Here is a 16,014-nt window from a genome sequence, read left to right as displayed (position 1 = left end):
TTACGGTATGGCTGAAAGCCTTATCTTAGAGCCCCGGCGGCAAAGAATATTTCCTCGATGTGTGAAGAAACGACCCGCTCGGTACCCTATAAAAAGAAATGCCGCTCACCTTAAGTGAACGGCATTACCGCGATTGACCCCTTTTTTCAAAAACAACAGAGTTATAAACTGAAAGATCAACAGACCCTAGAGCATTTTCATTACGATTTTGATAACATCGCCAGATTAATCATATTTAGTATCATTTTTACCGTGTATTTTATCGCGTTTTGTATCGCATATATCGGTAGCCAACTTTGATTCAACGCCAATTCTGCTTTGCCATTTATGACCCAAGAACAATTATTTTCACTGTTATCAGACGTTAGCCTTAGTGATAAAGCACGCTTTAAAAAACGTATTTTAGGTACTACTAAAATTAGTGATCCGGAAAAACAAGCCAAAGCGTTAATAAAAATTCACGACGCTATAACTGCATCTATTGCCAATAAGCAGTTAAAAATTGCCAATATGCCTGCAATTACTTATGCCCAAGGCTTACCGGTTTCTGAAAACGTTAATGAAATCGGTCAGGCCATTTTAGATAATCAAGTGGTGATTATCGCAGGTGAAACCGGCTCAGGGAAAACCACACAAATACCAAAAATTTGTTTGGCGCTAGGGCGCGGTATTGATGGCATGATAGGTCATACTCAGCCTAGAAGAATTGCGGCTCGAACAGTAGCAAACCGCATTGCTGATGAATTAAATTCACCTCTTGGTGACGCTGTTGGTTATAAAGTTAGATTTAACGATCAAGTCAGTGATCATTCTTACATTAAACTGATGACCGATGGTATCTTGCTGGCGGAAATGCAAAAAGATCGATTATTGCGTCAGTACGATACGATTATTATCGACGAAGCGCATGAGCGCAGCTTAAATATTGACTTTATCTTAGGTTATTTAAAGCAAATTCTTAAAAAGCGCCCTGATCTTAAAGTGATTATTACCTCGGCAACCATTGATCCAGAACGCTTTTCCAAACATTTCAATAATGCACCAATTATTACGGTGTCAGGACGCACTTATCCGGTGGAAATGCGCTATCGTCCGCTGGTTCGAGCTGCGGGAAAAAGGGATGAAAATGGTGACGTAAGTGGCGAGGAAAGTATTGATGTTATTACCGGCATTATTGATGCTGTTGATGAACTCTCCACCATTAGCCAAGGTGATATTTTAATTTTCTTAAATGGTGAGCGTGAAATTCGCGATACCGCGGCAGCATTAGAAAAAGAAAATTACCGAAATACTAACATTTTACCGCTTTATGCGCGGTTAACGGTTGCTGAGCAAAACCGGATATTTCAATCACATTCTGGCCGCAATATTGTGCTAGCGACTAACGTTGCTGAAACCAGTTTAACTGTGCCAGGTATAAAGTATGTGATTGACCCGGGTACTGCGCGTATTTCCCGTTATAGCTTTAGAACAAAAGTTCAGCGCCTACCAATCGAACCTATTTCACAAGCCAGTGCTAATCAGCGTGCTGGTCGCTGTGGTCGTGTTTCTGCCGGTATTTGTATTCGTTTATATTCGGAAGATGACTACCTCAATCGCCCAGAGTTTACTGATCCGGAAATTTTACGGACTAATTTGGCAATGGTTATTTTACAAATGCTGTCACTGGATTTAGGCGATATTAAACAATTTCCATTTGTTCAGGCGCCTGATAGTCGCAATATTAGTGACGGCGTTCGCTTACTAGAAGAATTGGCAGCCATTAAGCAGCAAGGTGCTAAAGCGCTTAATTCAACCAATGAGCGCTCTGCAAGTTACCAATTAACCAAGTCTGGCCAACAGTTGGCAAAGTTTCCAATTGACCCGCGATTGGCAAAAATGGTGTTAACCGCCATTGATTTAGGTTGTATCGAACAAGTATTCATTATTGTTAGCGCGCTAAGTATTCAAGATCCCCGTGAGCGTCCTCATGAAAAACAACAAGCAGCTGATGAAAAACACAGCCGCTTTAAAGATAAGCAATCAGATTTTAAGTCGATCTTAAATTTATGGGCGTATGTGAAAGAGCAGCAAAAAGCATTATCGGGTAGTCAGTTTCGCAAACTTTGTCAAAAAGAGTATTTGTCTTATTTACGTATTCGCGAATGGCAAGACATTATCACTCAACTTAAACAAACGCTAAAAGAACTCGCTATTCCAATGACGCGCATTGACCCTGAAGAAGAAGGGCAAATGGCGTTAGTGCATCAAGCGCTATTATCTGGACTATTAAGCCATATTGGCCAGCTAGATGAAAACCGCGAATTTAAAGGGGCGCGTGGCAGTAAGTTTTTTGTTTTTCCTGGTTCGCCACTTGCGAAGAAGCCACCTAAATGGTTAATGGCGGCAGAGCTGGTTGAAACCAGCCGCTTGTTCGCGCGCATGGTCGCAAAAATTGAACCGCAGTGGCTTGAGCCTATGGCGGGTCATTTGGTCAAACGTAGCTACAGTGAGCCGCATTGGGAGAAAAAACAAGGTGCAGTAATGGCGTATGAGCAACTTAGCTTATACGGCTTGATTATTGTGCCAAAGCGCAAAATTAACTTTAATAAAATTGAACCGAAAACCTGTCGCGAGTTATTTATTCGTGAAGCCTTGGTCAATCGAGATTGCACCATCAATGAAGCATTTCTTAAAGACAATGCCGCATTAGTTCAAGAGATTGAAACTTTAGAGCAAAAAGCGCGTACCAAAGGTTTCTTAATTGAAGAAGAGCTAATGTTTGATTTTTACCAGCAACGTATCCCAGAGCAGGTGATTTGCCAGCGTAGTTTTCTTGCATGGTGGAAACAGGCGAAAAAAGCCAATGCCAAGTTATTACACTTTACTAAAAGCTTTTTATTACAAGAAGATGAAGCAAAAGTAAGTAGCCAAGCATACCCTGATTTTTGGCAGCAAGCGCATATTCAGTTACCGCTAAGTTATCACTTTGCGCCAGGCGATATCGACGACGGTATATCCGTGCATATTCCCATCGGCATTTTAAATCAGGTACAAGATGAAGGCTTTGACTGGTCGATCCCAGCACTGCGTAATGAGCTAGCAATCGCCTTAATTAAAGGGCTGCCTAAAACGCTAAGACGTAACTTTGTGCCGGCGCCAAACTATGCTGAGGCAAGTTTAGCCAAAATGACTTTTGGCGAATTAAGCTTTAAAGAAGCGTTAGCTAAACAGTTATTACGCATGACAGGCGTTAGATTACCTGAAGATGCTTGGCAAGATTGCGCATTACCCGTGCATTTGCAAATGAATTTCAAAGTAATTGACGAAAAGGGCAAGTTAATTAAACAAGGCCGAGACTTAATTGCACTTAAAGAATCTTTGCAGGGCAAAGTTAAATCCACCATTAAAAAAGTGGCTGATAAGGACATTGAGCGCAGCGATATTCAACAATGGAACTTTGGCAATTTACCTAAAGGTTATGAAAAGAAAGTTGCCAATATCACCATCAAAGCATTTCCTGCGTTAGTCGATAAGCAAAGCTCGGTAGCGATTGAATTATTTGAACAAGAAGCCGTTGCACAAGAAGCGATGTTGTTAGGTTGTGCCCGCCTAATCTTGTTAAATATTCCATCGCCGATTAAGTACTTAGAAGTGAAGTTGCCGAACAAGGCTAAGCTTGGTTTGTATTTTAACCCGTTTGGTGGCATTAACGAGCTATTGCAAGATTGTATTACTGCCGCGGCTCAATATTTAATTGGTCAACAACCACTGCCACGCGATGAACAAAGCTTTAATCAAGTTCGCGACTTGGTGCGTGCTGAAATAGCTGATTGCGTGCTTGATGCCGCAATAAAAGTGGAAAAGGTGCTAAACCTGCACCACGATATACGTAAAAAGCTTAAAGGCTCAGTACCACTTAACATGATCCAAAACCAAGGTGATATTAAACATCAGCTCGATAAACTGGTATTTAAAGGCTTTGTTACGGCAACGGGTATTGGCAAACTTGATGATTTAATTCGTTATTTAAACGCCATTATTCGGCGCTTAGAAAAAATGCCGATTGATCCAAACCAAGACCGATTAAAAATGTTAGAAGTGGAAAAGGTTGAACAATTACTGGCTGATGCCATGGCTAAGCAACGCAAAGATCAGCCAATGCCTGCACCATTAATCGAATGTCGTTGGATGATTGAGGAATTGCGAGTAAGTTTATTTGCACAAAATCTAGGAACTGCGTATCCAATTTCGGTAAAACGTATTAAAAATCACTTAAATAGCCTCGACTTATAACACAGCTGTTTATTGACAGTTAAAGTCAATAGCAAGTATAACTAAGTGAACTAACATATTAAGCGATAAACTTTTAACTAGGTTTAATGCCATAAAGGAGTGGTAATGATTAACTTTGACGATAAGCGTAACTTCTATCGCATGTTACTCAACAGTGAAGTGCACGTCACCATCATAGATGATGAAATAAATAGTGAGTTTGTCGCAACTTGTCGCGATTTAAGTGCTACTGGTATGGCAATTGAAATGGCGCATCCGTTAGAAATGGGCACCAAATTAAAAGCAAAAGTTGAATCTACTAATGCTGCTGTTCAAGCGTTAGAGGTGACAGGGAAAGTTGTGCGGGTTGAAGAAGAATCTGCAGACTTATACCTTGTTGGCATTACTATTGACGATATTGATTAAGTTCAGGCAATAAAAAAGTTCCTACTTATTATTTTTAATCAGTTAATCTAGTACTTACAGTTGATTGACCGCTTAGGCCATAGAATTTTGCTTGTTTTCTGACAGGGTATTATCAGCGAATAACGGACGGCCTTGAGTTTTCATGTTTTTATAGAAAATTCTAACTAGGTTATTACTGAGAATTCTCAGTAAATCTCTTTATAATGCATAGACAGACGCCTAACTGTCTTAAAGTATTAAATAAAACTTTATCTATTCATTTGGATATTACGATGAATTCTCAGTAATCCCCCAATTGATATAATTAAACCCATTAATTATGTTCGTAACAAATTGAATTATTGATGATTTTTAGTGTTTTAGTGCGAAATAAGTAGATGGATATTACTGAGACGTCTACATAATAAGCGTTATGTGTATAAGGAGGTTCATCTTGGCTAAATTTAAAATATCGTCTGAAAATATGTGGCATGAAATATATGACGTTCATGGTGAATCTGGTGGTGTTTATATATTACGCTGCGGAAGTGACAAACCTATCTGTACAAATAGGTTATTAGCTAGAGATGAAGATGGTACTCTTTATATTGGTAAAGCAAACTCATTTATTAATCGGGTAGCTGAGTTAAAGAAAAGTATTTCCCCTGAATATAACTCTGGTTCTCACGAATGTGGTACAAGATATAAGTCACTCAGGGATATCAAATGCTTACCCATATGAGCAACTTTATTTAAATTTAGTTGCGAGTGATGATCCTAGAACTACTGAAGCAAACTTACTTAAAGAGTATGAAGAAAAGTTTGGTGAATTACCGCCGCTTAATAGAGTTAGCTAATACACATAACACAAATGAACCTTCTGCCCGTCAATAGGCAATAAGAATTTTTTTAGCTGTCGCTAGGCAGCTAATTTATCAGCCAATCAGCAAAATCTACTATTTCGCTCTGTCATTTCGCCGTTAAAATAGTTTACGGCAAACACATATTGCGGCTCTCTTATGTGAACTCAATCACTGCCTAAGTCGGTAATCCATTGGTTGCTTAGGGGCATTAGACAGTTATCGGTTAACCTTAATCAGGCACTACTCAACTATGCTTGATGAAAATACAACAAATACTTATATCAATAAATTAAAGTAAACCCTTTTAACATTTCATTCGTAATTTAATTATCTGTCTCAACCGAGTTTTGAACTGACGATATGATAATAAATGCGTTGTGTTTTAACCTAGCTTGGCTTGGTCTTATCTTATTTGGCAATAGTGTAATACCGCTGGTATTTATTTGGCTAAGTTGGCACATTTGGCAATGCCAGCATCCTCGACAAGAATTAACGTTAATGCTTGTTGTAACAACTATTGGTACCGTCATTGATTCTGCTTTAATGCATGCTGGTGTTTTTGATTTTGCTGAAGGCGGGGCAATTATCCCACTTTGGTTGATCATCATTTGGCTAAGCTTTTCAGCCACTCTGCAACATAGTTTAAAGTTCTTAAATACCAATAAACTTTTTCCGTATCTGGTTGGTGCATTGATAGTGCCGTTAAGCTATCTAGCGGGAGAACGGCTTGGCGCGGTAAGCTTTTTATATGGTACTACCCAAACCCTCATCATTTTAGCCTGTTTATGGTTTCTACTACTTCCTTTTCTTATGTCACTGAATAAAAGGAGTTTTATAAGTTATGCGTAACCAATTTTGTAAAAAGTTAGTAAAATTAGTATGCCCAAAGTTATTAGTTATAGCCTTGTGCTTACCATTAATTTCAATGACAAGTTTCGGCAAAAATATATCGACAGCGCAAGGGGTAAAGCAGAATTTGTCATTGGTAGGTGAAGCGCGACTTTCGATACTTTTTTGGGATATTTACCACAGCAAATTATATGCGCCAGAGGGTCGTTATCATCCTGAGCAATCGTTTTATTTTGAAATAACTTATTTGCGCGATATTAAACAAGCTGACCTTATTCAACATACCATAGAGCAATGGCAGCATTTAGGCTTTAACGAAGCCGATTATAGACGCTATGTCACTGAGTTAGAAAAATTATGGCCGAATTTAGCTGATGGCGATCAGCTAGCCATGTCAGTCACTAAAGACAAAACCAGCTTTTACTTTAACCAGCAATATATAGGCAAAATTGATGGCGGCGCTTTTGGCAAAATGTTTAGCGACATATGGCTGTCAAAAAATACCAGTAGGCCAGAATTAAGACGTAAGTTATTAGGGATGGCTAAGGCCAATTTAAGCTACTAACTTTATTTCCATGATTTATTGAGGTTTTATGAAAGGTTTTACCGTTAGAACAGCGCTGATAACTTTACTATCGGCATCAGTATTTGGTTGTGGCAGTCAAATAAATGATTATCAAAACACTACGCCAAAATTTTCGTTAACCGAGTATTTTGATGGCCCTGTGATCGCATGGGGCATGATTCAAGATTACTCTCAGCAGGTAACCCGCCGATTTTGTGTCGAGCTTAATGGTCAGTGGCTACAAAATGAAGGCACATTGGCGGAAACTTTTTATTTTGATGATGGCGAAGTTTCTTACCGCACATGGCAATTAACCCGAAGTAGCAATAAATATGTTGGCAGTGCGGCAGATGTTTCAGGGCAAGCATCAGGTGAAACCCAAGGTTTTGCCTTTCGCTGGCAATATCACCTAACTGTGCCTATTGATGGCACTAATTATGAGTTCTTTTTAGATGATTGGATGTATCAGCTTGATCAATATCGCGTTTTTAACCGCACCTCAATGCGAAAGTTTGGAATAGAGCTCGCCCAAATCACCCTCTTTTTTGATAAACAACAACCGTTAAGATCGTGTGAGGTAAATAACGCGGAGAGTTAAGCTTTAATAGCGCAAAACGACCTAAAAGTCATGAAAGTATGTTTATTTTCATACCTAGCTAAACGCTGGGTTATTTTGTTTTTTTAATTTTTAATTCACTGAAATAAATGAATTTATTTTGAACTTTGTTCAATTTTTGATCGTAACAGTTACCGTCACTAACAATTAAGATAAAGTGAGGGTAATGTGTTGAAAGCATCAAAATTATTAATAACTGTGTTGACCAGCATGCTGTTTTTGCAAGCATGTGGAAGCGATTCAGATGGACCTGATGTCGAGATCCCTGAGCCGCCAGTGGTCGAAGTCAAAACAATTGTCGATGTAGCAGTAGATAATGGCAATTTCACTACCTTAGTTGCTGCACTGCAAGCAACAGGGTTAGATCAAACACTCGCTGATACTGAGTCAAGCTTTACGGTGTTTGCCCCAACCGATGATGCGTTTGCATTGCTTGGGGAAGATACAATTAATGCACTATTGGATGACACTGAAACGTTAACAGATATATTAACCTATCATGTCATCGCCGGCGAAGTCGATGCTACAAGTGCAATCGCCAGTGCAGGCTCTACGGTAGAGATGGTTAATGGTGATAAAGTTGCATTGTCGTTGAGCGGAGAACGTTTACTCGTCAATACCGCGACAGTCACCATGACAGATATTGAAACCGACAATGGCATTATTCATGTGATTGACGCGGTGTTGCTGCCACCGGAAGAAAGCGCGATGCCGACCATGAATATTGTTGATGCTGCTGTTGCCGCAGGTTCTTTCAATACACTGGTCGCAGCGTTACAAGCAACTGGTCTTGATGCAGCACTTGCCGATGAAAGCGCTGAATTTACCGTGTTTGCTCCAACTGATGCCGCGTTCGAAATTCTTGGTCAGGAAACCATCGATTTACTGCTAGCCGAGCCAAATGTTCTCAGCAGTATTTTGTTACAGCATGTCGTGGCTAGTAAGGTTGATGCCATCAGCGCTTTTACCCTTAACGGCACACAAGTCGAAACAGCTTCCGGTGCACTGGTCGAGCTATTGATAAATCCTGATACCGATACCTTGACCGTCGGCGGGGCTAATGTCATCACTAAAGATATTTACACCACCAATGGTATTATTCATGTGATTGACGCGGTCATTGTTGGTGATGTCGACGTGCCGTCAGCGATGGACACGATTGTAGATGTCGCTGTAAAAGCAGGGTCATTTAATACGTTAGTAGCAGCGCTAGAAGCAACAGGCTTAGATAGCGTATTAGCCGATGTCAATGGTAGTTTTACCGTGTTTGCGCCGACAGATGCCGCATTTGCGTTGTTAGGGCAAGATACCATCAATGCCTTGTTAGCCGATCCAGATACGTTAGCCGATATTTTGCTATACCACGTGATCAGTGATGTCGAAATTATGCAAGATGCAGCGCTTGCTGTTGCGCAATCGTCAGATAATATCGTAACCATGACTAATGGCGATAAAGCGGCGTTATCACTGACTGAAAGCCAGTTATTTATTAACACTAGCGCTATTTCTGCAGCTAATGTCCTAGCGAGTAATGGGGTGATTCACGTTGTTGATCAAGTTATGTTACCGCCAACAGAAAAAGGAGAGCCTACAGGTACAATTGTTGATGTAGCAGTCGCTGATGCTAACTTTTCAACCTTAGTTTCAGCCCTGCAAGCGGCAAATTTAGTTGATACCTTAGCCGATGAAAACGCGACCTTCACTGTGTTTGCCCCTACTGATGATGCCTTTGCTAAAATCGAATCTTCGACATTGTCAGGCTTGATTTCAGATACCGATGCCCTTACTTCGGTTTTATTAAAGCACGTGATCAGTGGCGCTGAAATAAACGCTGTATCGGCCTATGCAGCCAATGGTGCTATGGTTGAAACGGCATCTGGCGCGAATGTAGCAATCAACATTGTCAACTTTACCCAATATCAAGATGGGCTTAATGAAGAACTTGCTTATGACGCAGCCAATCAACGTTTAGTTGGCGGTATGGGCTCGGCTAAGGCAGGTTTTACCGTTTATACGTTCGACAATGATTTAGGCCAAGTCGGCAGCACTTGTAATGATGGTTGTTCAACAAACTGGCCGCCAGTTCTAGTGACCGATGGTGCGGTAACAGCTATCCCTGGTTTGGCAACGGTAGTGCGTGACAATGGTGATATTCAAGCCACTTATTTGGGACGTCCACTTTATTTCTACACTGGTGACAATGCCGTGGGCGATAATAACGGTGACGGCCTAAACAATACATGGTCGCAAGTTAAACAAAGCCAAACTGCCTTGCAAATTAATGGCAGTAACGTTACCACAACCGATATTTATACAACCAACGGCGTGATCCACGTCATAGATACCGTTATTACTAATTAATCGCTTCATATCATATGAAGACTTAAGCGAAAGGGCACTTAATTGTGCTCTTTTTGTTTACATAAAATTAATGATCAAAAAACCTATCAAATGCGTAATACTTAATATGTAGTAAGTAAAGGTTTGATATGAAATTACCAATTTTCCCGCTGCCAGTTTATTTATTGCCTGGTGGTGTTACACAACTAAGAATATTTGAGCAGCGTTACCTCAATATGGTCAAGCGCAGCGAACAAACGCATGGCTTTGCCATTGTGCATACCAAAGATAATAAACGCTTAAGCCAATGGGCGAGCTGGGTTGATATAATTGATTTTGATACTGGCAGCGATGGCATGCTTAATATCACGGTTAAATGTAAGCAGCTGGTGAAGATAAGCGATATTGCACAACAGCCAGATAAATTGTTTATCGCCAATGTTGAGCCTATTCCTCACTGGCCAGAAGTGGTTAACACGCCAGAATGTCAGTTTTTAAAAGAGCATTTAATTGCTTTATTTGAAGCGCATCCTTCGCTGCAAAAATTATATGATCACCCTGACTTTGAACATGATGATTGGGTTTGTGCGCGCTGGGTTGAATTATTACCGATTGATTTTGAAGAGAAAGAGCACTTTGCTGAAGCAAATACCTTTGATAAAGCGGTAGAATTTTTAACCACAGTATTTGGCGGTGAACTTTCCCAAGAAAAAAATTAAATCTTTTTGATCCTAACGCTTGTCTATCTCGTAACTCAGTTATTATCACGTTTTTTCATTGTTTAGGAATATTATCATGGGGCAAAACGCCAATACTTTGTTGCAAAGTGTTGATGGACAGGCTAAAGCTATAAGCATGAAAGATTCTAATGAACATCAAGTTTTAGCTGACTATCTCGCCGATGTTGCGCTTAGCCGAGACAAGCGCGCATTTACTGAGCTATTTAAATATTTCGCACCGAAAATTCAGCGCATTGCGACCAGTAAATATGGCAATGACTCCCTAGCCGCTGAAGTCGTTCAAGAAACCATGACCAATGTTTGGCGTAAAGCACATTTGTTTAACGCTGACAAAGGTTCACCCACCACTTGGGTGTATACCGTGATGCGTAATGTCACCTTTGATTTACTTAGAAAAATTAAAGCAAAAAAAGAAGACAATTTAAGTGATGACTTTTGGCCGATGCTAGACGATAGCAGTGATATTTATGATAACGACCAAGGCGGTGAGTTCTCAGATCATTTGGCTAAAAAAGCGGTGTTAGCTTGCATTGATAAATTGCCGGAAAACCAGCAAAGCGTGATTAAAGGTTTTTATTTTATGGAGATGTCGCAAGAGCAATTAGCGGTTCATTTAGATATTCCACTGGGTACAGTTAAATCGAGGTTACGTTTGGCGTTAGGTAAGTTGAAACAGCATATTGGTGACAATCACAGTATTGAAGGTAGTGAAGGTATTGGAGGGCAACATGATTAAGCATCACCCAAATTTAGCATTCTTGGGTAAATTTGCTGAAGGCGAGTTGCCAGCATCAATTGCTGCAGCCATCGCTATTCATGTAGAAATGTGCCCTAAATGCCAACAACAGGTAAAAGAATTAACCCAAAGCCAAGCAGAGCGCCAATTTGAGCAACTTGATGCGGTTATGGATGTGCCAATGGCCCCAACTGATATTGATGCCATGATTGAACAAATAACCGCTTCGGATGAAATTGATCTGGCGCCAGTACAGCGTGAAAAGATTATTGCCGTTAAAGGTACGCAATATAAATTGCCGCAAGCGCTGACTAATATGGCAATGAGTAAATGGACCAGTATTGGCAAACTTGCTCGTGCTCGCTTTGAATTAGATGAAGGTGAGGTGAGAGCCAGTTTATTGCAAATTCAAGCCGGAGGCGCCGTGCCTGAACATACCCACAAAGGTTTTGAAATAACCTTATTGTTAGATGGCTCTTTTAAAGACGAAATGGGTGAATATGTGCCAGGCGATTTTATGTTGCTCGATGGCAAACACCTGCATAGCCCGGCAACAGATACTGGTTGCCTGTGTTATACGGTGTCAAACGATGCCCAACACTTTACCCAAGGCATTAATAAATTGTTAAACCCTATAGGCAGTTTTATTTACTAGTCGTTTTTTGGACGAATATTAGTTGAGGTATAGCTTATTTATGGATCAGCAAACATTACAGTCAATGGATAAAATAACCATCGGCATCAGTGCTTGTGTCGCCGGTGAAAATGTCCGCTTTGATGCCAGTGCCAAAACGTCACAATTTTGCATTAAAGAACTAGCGAACTATGTAAGTTTTAAGCCTATCTGTCCTGAGGTGGCGATAGGGCTACCGGTACCACGACCAACCATTAGACAAATTCGTAAAGGCGATGTTATTCATGTTTCTCGCCCTGACGGAAGCAATGATGTTACTGCGGCTTTAACCGCTTATGGTAAAAAAATTGCCGAGATTGCCAACACATTTAGTGGCTTTATCTTTTGTGCGAAAAGCCCAAGTTGTGGCATGGAACGAGTAAAAGTGTACTCAGAAGATGGTAAAGGCTCGACCGCTGATGGCGTAGGCATGTTTGCAGCAGAAATTATGAAAGCAAACCCATTATTGCCTTGTGAAGAAAATGGTCGATTAAACGATGCCACTATTCGTGAAAACTTTGTTGCGCGAGTTTTTGCATACCGAATGTGGCAAAGTCTTGAGCAAGAAGGGATTACTGCCCATAAACTGACTACATTTCATAGCAAATTTAAATATACGGTCATGAGCCATGATTTAGTGGCGTATAAAAAGCTTGGGCAACTCTTGGCTAACGCCGATATCAGCTTAGAAGACAAGGCGCAGCAATATATAGCAGGCTTAATGGCAGCATTAACGATAAAAGCAACGCGTAGAAAGCACACGAATACCTTGCAGCATATTCAAGGTTACTTCGCCAAAGAGCTTACGCCGATAGAAAAGCATGAGTTAACTACGCAAATAAATGAATACCGCAAAGGCTTAGTGCCACTATTTGTGCCATTAACCTTAATTAAGCATCATTTGTTGCGATTTCCTAAAGACTACTTACAAAAGCAATTTTACTTATCACCGCACCCCGCAGAGTTAAAGTTGCGTTACAGTTTGTAACGCATTGGTAAAAAAGAAGTAACCTTAAGTAAGTGACGTGAAAGAAGTAATGAATATGGTGTTATGGTTTAGAAACGATTTACGAATTACTGACAATCCTGCATTAATTTATGCACTTGATAATGGCGTGAATAGCGCCATTTTTTTTGTCACGCCCTTGCAGTGGCACCAGCATAGTGTTTCGGCAATTCAGCAAGACTTTATATTGCGCCATGTGCAACTATTAAAGCAGCAGCTTGCGCAACTAGGTATTGAGTTAACGATTGTCGAGGTTGCTGATTTTACCGCGCAAGCAGATTATATCCATGAGCATTTTGCCAATCAGCCAGTCATTATTAATCGAGAACTTGAACTTAATGAAATTACACGAGATGCCAAGCTTAAAGCTCGGGGCATTGAATTTATCGAATTTGAGTCTGACGTTATTGTGCCTAAAGGCTTAGTGCTTAATAAGTCTGGTGAAATGTTTAAGGTCTTTACGCCATTTAAAAAAGCTTGGCTTACTTATGTGCGAAATCATGGCTTTGATTGTTTGCATCGACCAAGGTTAAACGAGGCATCAACACCTAATCTACGCTCAGATGACAAAGATACTGAAGTTGTTACAGCCCAAGGTGATAACGCTCATACTGCCTCAATTAAATGGCCATTAATTGATGAAGTAGAGCAGCAGGTGATCCCCGCGTTTTTACAAACCAAAATAGATCATTACCAAGAACATCGCGATATTCCCGGAATTAAAGGCACCTCTGGCTTATCGCCATATTTTGCCATTGGCGCATTAAGTCCGCGCTATATGCTGGCGCTGCTACTTAATCGTTACCCTGATTTGTTATCTGAGCAACCAGCGCAGGCCTTTTGCTGGCTCAATGAAATTATCTGGCGCGAGTTTTATCGCCATTTACTGTTTCATTTTCCCGATTTAATTAAAGGACGTGATTTTAACGACAAGTACAGTGCGTTAGTGTGGCCGAATAATCCGGCGTTTATTAGTGCTTGGCAACAGGGCAAAACCGGTTACCCAATTGTTGATGCTGCCATGCGCCAACTCAATACCACTGGCTGGATGCATAATCGCTTACGCATGATTGTCGCGAGCTTTTTAACCAAACATTTATTAGTTGATTGGCGCATTGGCGAGCAATATTTTACCGAGAAGCTGATTGATTGGGACTTTGCCGCTAATAACGGTGGCTGGCAATGGTCGGCAGGCACAGGTTGCGATGCCCAGCCTTATTTTCGGGTATTTAACCCTATTACCCAAAGTGAAAAATTTGATCCTAAAGGCAGTTTTATTCGTAATTATTTACCAGAACTGGCTGATATACCGGACAAATATATTCATTTTCCACATGAATATTTGGCGGCAACCAATAATAAAAGTTATTGGCCAGCCATTGTTGAACATAAAGCGGCACGGGAAAAAGCACTGGCGTTTTATAAAGCCTATTTATAACTGGCAACGAAACGAATAAATGCTCTTTGTCGTAACTGATAGTTAGTGTAGCTTTTAGTTAAAATAAGTTAAACAGCGGTTATTAAATTAATTACCAGTAGGGCATAGCTGAATGGGGCAGAGCTGAATGGAAAAAGTAATGGAACGAGAAGGCAAATTAATAAATGAGTTGCGGCCATTATGGTTGGAAAAATTTATTGATACCTATCAAAAGCTTGGTACCGATAATTTGCACCTATTGGCCGATATCTACGCTGACAATGTTGTTTTTATCGACCCTATGCATCATATCTCGGGCTATCAACAATTGGCTGATTACTTTGCCAAACTTTATAGCAATATTGCGAGCTGTAAATTCACCATAGATGAAGTGATTTACCAAAATGACAATGCTTCGATATATTGGACCATGCAGTATCAGCATCCTAAGCTTAATCGCGGTAAAACCGTCACTGTTCAAGGACATTCAAAACTTCGAGGTGTAGATGACAAGGTAAACTACCACCGTGATTACCTTGATCTTGGCGCAATGCTTTATGAACATATTCCGCTACTTGGGTCTGTGATTAAACGCATTAAGCGTAAAGCTAGTGCCTAACAAGGGTAAGCAAGACTAAGTAAGGCTAGGTAAGTCTAAGGATTAATTGATGAATGTACTGATCACCGGCGCCACTTCTGGCATAGGCAAAGCACTAGTTAAACAGTATATTTTAGCTGGCGCTAAGGTTATTGCTTGTGGCCGTAATCAGCAAAAACTAGATGATTTAATTGCCGAACTTACATTAGCAGAAATATTGCCTGAAAATAATCAAAGCCAAGTACTTCAATGTTTATGCTTTGATATTACCGACAAGCTTGCAATAGCACAGCAGCTAAAGCAAATTGAGGCCATTGAACTTGCTATTTTAAATGCTGGCGATTGCGAATATATCGATGATGTAATGCATTTTGATGCTGAGCGTTTTGAATGGGTCATTCAGGTCAACCTTATCGCTATGGCTTACCTAACCAAAGCGCTACTGCCAAAACTTAAACCCCAAGGTCGACTCGCCTTTATGAGCTCTAGCGTAACTTATTTGCCATTTCCTCGTGCTCAAGCCTATGGGGCATCAAAAGCAGGTGTCGATTATTTAGCGAGCGCATTGCGATTAGACTTACTGCCGCATCAGCTCAATGTCAGCGTTATTCACCCAGGTTTTGTCGATACCGCATTGACCCAAAAAAATGACTTTAACATGCCGTTTTTAATAACTAGCGAGCAAGCGGCAACGCGAGTGTATCAAGGATTAAACGCAGGTAAAGATATCATTGAATTTCCACGACGTTTTATTTGGTTGTTGAAACTATTTGCAATATTGCCGGCAGGTTTATGGCAACGCATTAACAAACCAAATTTACAAAAACATTACCTTGATAAAAATATTAGCGACAGGTGATCGAAATTTAGTATTAAGGTGTACTAATAGCTAGAAGATTTAAATGTATAGACAGTGGTCGCTACATAATAGCGCAAGCTATTGAAATTATTT

14 protein-coding genes are annotated in these 16,014 nt (G+C 40.4%); all 14 read left to right on the top strand.

All coding sequences use genetic code 11. The features are described from left to right. Positions 1-327 precede the first annotated feature (327 nt). The 14 genes from hrpA to ACOB82_RS04335 all read left to right on the top strand — a co-directional run bounded on the left by hrpA (position 328) and on the right by ACOB82_RS04335 (position 15,921). Positions 328-4,275 (top strand): ATP-dependent RNA helicase HrpA, encoded by a 3,948-nt coding sequence (gene hrpA / locus ACOB82_RS04400; RefSeq protein ID WP_448211719.1) that lies wholly within the window; start codon positions 328-330, stop codon positions 4,273-4,275. A gap of 105 nt (positions 4,276-4,380) precedes the next feature. After that, positions 4,381-4,680, top strand: coding sequence for a PilZ domain-containing protein (locus ACOB82_RS04395; RefSeq protein WP_448211718.1), 300 nt, complete (start codon positions 4,381-4,383; stop codon positions 4,678-4,680). 433 nt (positions 4,681-5,113) lie between these two features. Further along, on the top strand, positions 5,114-5,401 hold the full coding sequence (locus ACOB82_RS04390) for a hypothetical protein (protein ID WP_448211717.1): 288 nt from the start codon (positions 5,114-5,116) through the stop codon (positions 5,399-5,401). A 481-nt stretch (positions 5,402-5,882) separates the two neighbouring features. Next, on the top strand, positions 5,883-6,371 hold the full coding sequence (locus ACOB82_RS04385) for a DUF2878 domain-containing protein (RefSeq protein WP_448211716.1): 489 nt from the start codon (positions 5,883-5,885) through the stop codon (positions 6,369-6,371). Then, positions 6,364-6,936 carry a chalcone isomerase family protein gene (locus ACOB82_RS04380; protein WP_448211715.1) on the top strand — a complete coding sequence of 191 codons (573 nt, stop codon included), beginning with the start codon at positions 6,364-6,366 and terminating at the stop codon, positions 6,934-6,936. The genes ACOB82_RS04385 and ACOB82_RS04380 overlap by 8 nt, the downstream gene beginning before the upstream one ends. A 28-nt stretch (positions 6,937-6,964) precedes the next feature. Beyond that, the gene (locus ACOB82_RS04375; protein ID WP_448211714.1) at positions 6,965-7,534 is read left to right on the top strand and encodes a DUF3833 domain-containing protein; all 570 of its coding nucleotides are present in this window, start codon (positions 6,965-6,967) and stop codon (positions 7,532-7,534) included. A 228-nt stretch (positions 7,535-7,762) separates the two neighbouring features. After that, positions 7,763-9,913: a fasciclin domain-containing protein gene (locus ACOB82_RS04370; protein WP_448211723.1), complete on the top strand. Its 2,151-nt coding sequence runs from the start codon at positions 7,763-7,765 to the stop codon at positions 9,911-9,913. Positions 9,914-10,041: 128 nt separating this feature from the next. Further along, complete coding sequence (locus ACOB82_RS04365; protein ID WP_448211713.1) at positions 10,042-10,611, top strand: LON peptidase substrate-binding domain-containing protein; 570 nt, start codon at positions 10,042-10,044, stop codon at positions 10,609-10,611. A 73-nt stretch (positions 10,612-10,684) separates the two neighbouring features. Continuing rightward, positions 10,685-11,368 (top strand): sigma-70 family RNA polymerase sigma factor, encoded by a 684-nt coding sequence (locus ACOB82_RS04360; RefSeq protein ID WP_448211722.1) that lies wholly within the window; start codon positions 10,685-10,687, stop codon positions 11,366-11,368. Continuing rightward, positions 11,361-12,023: a ChrR family anti-sigma-E factor gene (locus ACOB82_RS04355; RefSeq protein WP_448211712.1), complete on the top strand. Its 663-nt coding sequence runs from the start codon at positions 11,361-11,363 to the stop codon at positions 12,021-12,023. Before ACOB82_RS04360 ends, ACOB82_RS04355 begins: the two co-directional genes overlap by 8 nt. Before the next feature lie 40 nt (positions 12,024-12,063). Continuing rightward, positions 12,064-13,029, top strand: a complete 966-nt coding sequence (locus ACOB82_RS04350) for a YbgA family protein (RefSeq protein WP_448211711.1) — start codon at positions 12,064-12,066, stop codon at positions 13,027-13,029. A gap of 37 nt (positions 13,030-13,066) precedes the next feature. Further along, positions 13,067-14,485 (top strand): cryptochrome/photolyase family protein, encoded by a 1,419-nt coding sequence (locus ACOB82_RS04345; RefSeq protein ID WP_448211710.1) that lies wholly within the window; start codon positions 13,067-13,069, stop codon positions 14,483-14,485. 127 nt (positions 14,486-14,612) lie between these two features. After that, positions 14,613-15,083, top strand: a complete 471-nt coding sequence (locus tag ACOB82_RS04340) for a nuclear transport factor 2 family protein (protein WP_448211709.1) — start codon at positions 14,613-14,615, stop codon at positions 15,081-15,083. 49 nt (positions 15,084-15,132) lie between these two features. After that, the gene (locus tag ACOB82_RS04335; protein WP_448211708.1) at positions 15,133-15,921 is read left to right on the top strand and encodes an SDR family NAD(P)-dependent oxidoreductase; all 789 of its coding nucleotides are present in this window, start codon (positions 15,133-15,135) and stop codon (positions 15,919-15,921) included. Positions 15,922-16,014: the final 93 nt, after the last annotated feature.

This window comes from Colwellia sp. MEBiC06753 (genome assembly GCF_053470325.1).
Note: the sequence above shows the minus strand (reverse complement) of the source record. Positions and strands in the feature narration are given on the sequence as shown.

Excerpts from the sequence above, each read along its gene's own strand:
- ACOB82_RS04375 (WP_448211714.1), top strand. The coding sequence starts at position 6,965 with ATGAAAGGTTTTACCGTTAGAACAGCGCTGATAACTTTACTATCGGCA.
- ACOB82_RS04395 (WP_448211718.1), top strand. The coding sequence starts at position 4,381 with ATGATTAACTTTGACGATAAGCGTAACTTCTATCGCATGTTACTCAAC.
- ACOB82_RS04370 (WP_448211723.1), top strand. The coding sequence starts at position 7,763 with ATGCTGTTTTTGCAAGCATGTGGAAGCGATTCAGATGGACCTGATGTC.
- hrpA (WP_448211719.1), top strand. The coding sequence starts at position 328 with ATGACCCAAGAACAATTATTTTCACTGTTATCAGACGTTAGCCTTAGT.
- ACOB82_RS04335 (WP_448211708.1), top strand. The coding sequence starts at position 15,133 with ATGAATGTACTGATCACCGGCGCCACTTCTGGCATAGGCAAAGCACTA.
- ACOB82_RS04380 (WP_448211715.1), top strand. The coding sequence starts at position 6,364 with ATGCGTAACCAATTTTGTAAAAAGTTAGTAAAATTAGTATGCCCAAAG.
- ACOB82_RS04340 (WP_448211709.1), top strand. The coding sequence starts at position 14,613 with ATGGAAAAAGTAATGGAACGAGAAGGCAAATTAATAAATGAGTTGCGG.
- ACOB82_RS04350 (WP_448211711.1), top strand. The coding sequence starts at position 12,064 with ATGGATCAGCAAACATTACAGTCAATGGATAAAATAACCATCGGCATC.
- ACOB82_RS04355 (WP_448211712.1), top strand. The coding sequence starts at position 11,361 with ATGATTAAGCATCACCCAAATTTAGCATTCTTGGGTAAATTTGCTGAA.
- ACOB82_RS04365 (WP_448211713.1), top strand. The coding sequence starts at position 10,042 with ATGAAATTACCAATTTTCCCGCTGCCAGTTTATTTATTGCCTGGTGGT.
- ACOB82_RS04385 (WP_448211716.1), top strand. The coding sequence starts at position 5,883 with ATGATAATAAATGCGTTGTGTTTTAACCTAGCTTGGCTTGGTCTTATC.